This window comes from Flavobacterium sp. UBA4854 (genome assembly GCF_002399805.1).
Taxonomy (GTDB): domain Bacteria; phylum Bacteroidota; class Bacteroidia; order Flavobacteriales; family Flavobacteriaceae; genus Flavobacterium; species Flavobacterium ginsengisoli.
In genome coordinates this window covers 1-3,393 of the sequence record NZ_DHEI01000005.1, presented here as the reverse complement: position 1 = coordinate 3,393, position 3,393 = coordinate 1, and the positions used below count along the sequence as shown (strand labels likewise).

Annotated in this window: 4 protein-coding genes; 3 read left to right on the top strand and 1 reads right to left on the bottom strand. The window is 33.0% G+C overall.

Annotated features, from left to right (window positions below):
* Nucleotides 1-85: 85 nt before the first annotated feature.
* Complete coding sequence (locus B3J44_RS00570; protein ID WP_286964912.1) at nucleotides 86-700, top strand: hypothetical protein; 615 nt, start codon at nucleotides 86-88, stop codon at nucleotides 698-700.
* On the top strand, nucleotides 697-1,413 hold the full coding sequence (locus B3J44_RS00565) for a DUF3307 domain-containing protein (RefSeq protein WP_286964910.1): 717 nt from the start codon (nucleotides 697-699) through the stop codon (nucleotides 1,411-1,413). The genes B3J44_RS00570 and B3J44_RS00565 overlap by 4 nt, the downstream gene beginning before the upstream one ends.
* Here the strand turns inward: B3J44_RS00565 and B3J44_RS00560 are convergent.
* Nucleotides 1,399-2,433, bottom strand: a complete 1,035-nt coding sequence (locus B3J44_RS00560; protein WP_286964908.1) for a quinone-dependent dihydroorotate dehydrogenase — start codon at nucleotides 2,431-2,433, stop codon at nucleotides 1,399-1,401. The genes B3J44_RS00565 and B3J44_RS00560 overlap by 15 nt on opposite strands.
* A gap of 304 nt (nucleotides 2,434-2,737) precedes the next feature.
* Here B3J44_RS00560 and B3J44_RS00555 point away from each other — a divergent pair.
* Nucleotides 2,738-3,393 (top strand): porin (locus tag B3J44_RS00555; protein WP_286964906.1); only part of this gene is annotated, 656 nt, incomplete at its 3' end.

Here is a 3,393-nt window from a genome sequence, read left to right as displayed (position 1 = left end):
AAAATATTACCAAAAAACGTAATAATTATTTTTATTACGTATATTTGTAATAGAAAGTTTATAATTTTTTAATTATATTTGAGTTATGACTAGTGTAATTACAGGTGATATAATTGGTTCAAGACAACAGAAATCAGAACATTGGGTTGAAGATTTAAAGAAAATCTTGGCTCCGTTTGGCAAAACACCAAACCAATGGGAAGTCTATCGAGGAGACGAATTTCAAATTGAAGTTAGTAATCCCGAAGATGCACTGTTGGTCGCTATTTTGGTAAAAGCACATTTAAGAACTATAAAGTCTGATGCCCGTATGAGCATCGGATTTGGAGATAAAACGCACAATGCAGAAAGGATCTCTGAAAGCAACGGTTCTGCTTTTATTAATTCGGGAGAACTTTTTGAAACTTTAAAGAAGCAAAAAGTAACTTTAGCCATGCGAACAGGAGATTTAGATTTTGATGAAAAACTGAATATAATGCTGCAATTGGCTTTAACTTTTATGGACAACTGGCTCGTGCAATCGGCAGAATTTGTTGCCGTTGCTATTGAAAATCCAAAATTGTCTCAAGACGAATTGGGCCAAAAACTAGGTATAAATCAGGCTGCCGTTAGCCGAAGACAAAAGCGCGCTCAGTTTGATCTGGTTCTTAATTTAGATCGATATTTTAGAAAACAAATAAAACAATTTACAGCCTCATGATCTTATTTATAAAATTGTTTCTCGCCCATTTATTAGGAGATTTTATTTGGCAACCTAATTCTTGGGTTACCGATAAAGAAGCTAAAAAACATAAAAGCATTTACTTATATATCCATGTTTTACTTCATGGAGTTTTAGCCGCAATTCTAGCAGGAGAAATCAGTTTTATACCATATGCTGTTTTAATTGCTGTTACTCACGGCATCATCGATTTGATCAAATTAAATTTTCAAAAAAAGAAAACCAAACGCACTTGGTTTGTTGTCGACCAAGCTGCGCATATTCTCATTTTAATTGGCGTGGTTCTTATATATGAAAACAAAACGATAATCAATTTCTGGCAAGATAATGCGTTCTGGATTTTACTTACGGGAATTTTACTGATAACTAAACCAACTTCTATTTTTATCAAAACCATAATTTCGATATGGGCTCCTGAAAGCAAAAACAGCCATCAGGATAATTCTCTGATAGCTGCTGGAAATTATATTGGTATTTTAGAACGCTTATTTGTTTTTGGTTTTATCATAACCGGACATTTTGAAGCAATTGGTTTTCTACTTGCCGCCAAATCTATTTTTAGGTTTGGAGATTTAAAAGAAGCCAAAGACCGAAAATTGACAGAATATGTAATGATCGGAACTTTAATTAGTTTTGGTATTGCAATACTTGCAGGCCTTTTAGTTCAGGCACTTCTTTTACAACTGCCCTAAAACCTTTTTGTTAATTGCTTTTATCAAAGCTGGGCCTTCGTAAATAAAACCTGTATACAATTGCACTAAGCTTGCCCCTGCATTTAGTTTTTCAATCGCATCATCTGCAGAATGAATTCCACCTACCCCAATAATTGGGAATGCTTTATTGCTTTTTTCTGAAAGAAAACGAATTACTTCTGTAGAACGTTTTGTTAATGGTTTTCCAGACAATCCTCCTGTTTCTGTTTGATTTTCAGATTGCAAGCCATCTCTAGAAATAGTTGTATTTGTTGCAATAACTCCTGCAATTTGAGTTGTTTTTACAATATCAATAATATCCAATAACTGCTCGTCTGTTAAGTCTGGTGCAATTTTTAAAAGAATTGGTTTTACTCTTTGAGTGCTTGTTTTTTGCTTTTCGACATTTCTATTCTGCAAAGTCTGTAGTAAAGCCGTTAATGGTTCTTTATCTTGCAGAGCTCTCAAGTTTGGTGTATTTGGAGAACTTACATTCACAACAAAATAGTCTACATGATTGTAAAGCGCATCAAAACAAATGATATAATCTTTTACAGCATCTTCATTATCTGTCACTTTATTTTTTCCGATATTTCCTCCAATCAAAACACCCGAATTTTTTTTCAAACGCTCTACAGCTTCTAGAACACCTCCATTATTAAACCCCATTCGGTTAATAATTGCTTGGTCTTCTTTTAATCTAAATAAACGTTTTTTCGGGTTTCCTTCTTGTCCAACTGGCGTTACAGTTCCGATTTCGATAAAACCAAAACCAAAATCGCCAAGTTCTTTGTATAGTTTTGCATCTTTATCAAAACCAGCGGCAAGTCCAACTGGATTTTTAAATTTAATTCCGAAAACTTCTCTTTCTAATCGAGCATCTTTTACTTCATAAATTGATCTTATAATTGCCGAAACTCCAGGGATTTTTGAAATGAATTTTACAAATGAAAAGGTAAAATAGTGCACTTTTTCAGGATCAAAACAAAAAAGTATCGGACGAATTATCAATTTATACATAAGAGTTGTGTTGTTGTTATTTTGGCTGCAAATTTAAATATTATAGTTTAAAAAGGCACTTTTTTTGCCAAAACAAATAATTTCAATTTTGTTTAATTATTTCGTTCATAATCAAAACAATTGTAAAAATTTATGACAGCAGTCGAATCTAAAAAAAACAGCCCTTCTATAAACTAAAAATCCTGTTTTTCATGTTGCAAGTTATAATATGAAACCAGTTCAACATTACAAACAGTGAACTCCGGCTTATTTATTATTTAATTTTGAGACTTAACAAAATCTTTTATACAAATAAATTGAACTTATGTATAAAGAAAAAAACTCAAGCCGAGGATCTATAAATCTTTTTTTAATTCTATTATTAATTAGCTTTAAAGTGTACTCACAACAAGAAAAAGATACTACCAAACTAATGAATGTTCGTTATGGCAGTAAAGGGATTGAACTGGAAACCCGAGACAAAAAATTCCTCTTTCAATTAGCAAGCCGTCTTCAGTTTCGTTTTTCAACACCAAATGATACAGACCCCTTAACTTATGATGACTATAGTCAAGATGCTAAAACCACTTTCAAAATAAACCGTGCGAGATTAAAAATTGGAGGCCATGCCTTTGAGCCTTGGTTAAAATACTACTGGGAATACGAGCTAAGTCAGTCTAATTTACTTGATTTTAGAATTATGATTGAAAAATGGGATTGGCTGAGTTTTAAAGTAGGACAATGGAAAACTGAATTTACACGCGAAAGATTCATCAGCAGTGGTGAACAGCAAATGGTAGATCGATCCTTAATAAATCGCCCTTTTACTGTAGATAGACAATTGGGAGCTGAAGTATATGGTCATTTAAAAGGAAAAGGTATTGCTGATTTTAATTATTGGTTTGCAGCATTAACCGGAACAGGACGCGGAAGCACTTCCAACGATGACAATCATCTTATGTATTTTGGAAGAGCACAATG

Excerpts from the sequence above, each read along its gene's own strand:
- B3J44_RS00570 (WP_286964912.1), top strand. The coding sequence starts at position 86 with ATGACTAGTGTAATTACAGGTGATATAATTGGTTCAAGACAACAGAAA.
- B3J44_RS00560 (WP_286964908.1), bottom strand. The coding sequence starts at position 2,433 with ATGTATAAATTGATAATTCGTCCGATACTTTTTTGTTTTGATCCTGAA.
- B3J44_RS00565 (WP_286964910.1), top strand. The coding sequence starts at position 697 with ATGATCTTATTTATAAAATTGTTTCTCGCCCATTTATTAGGAGATTTT.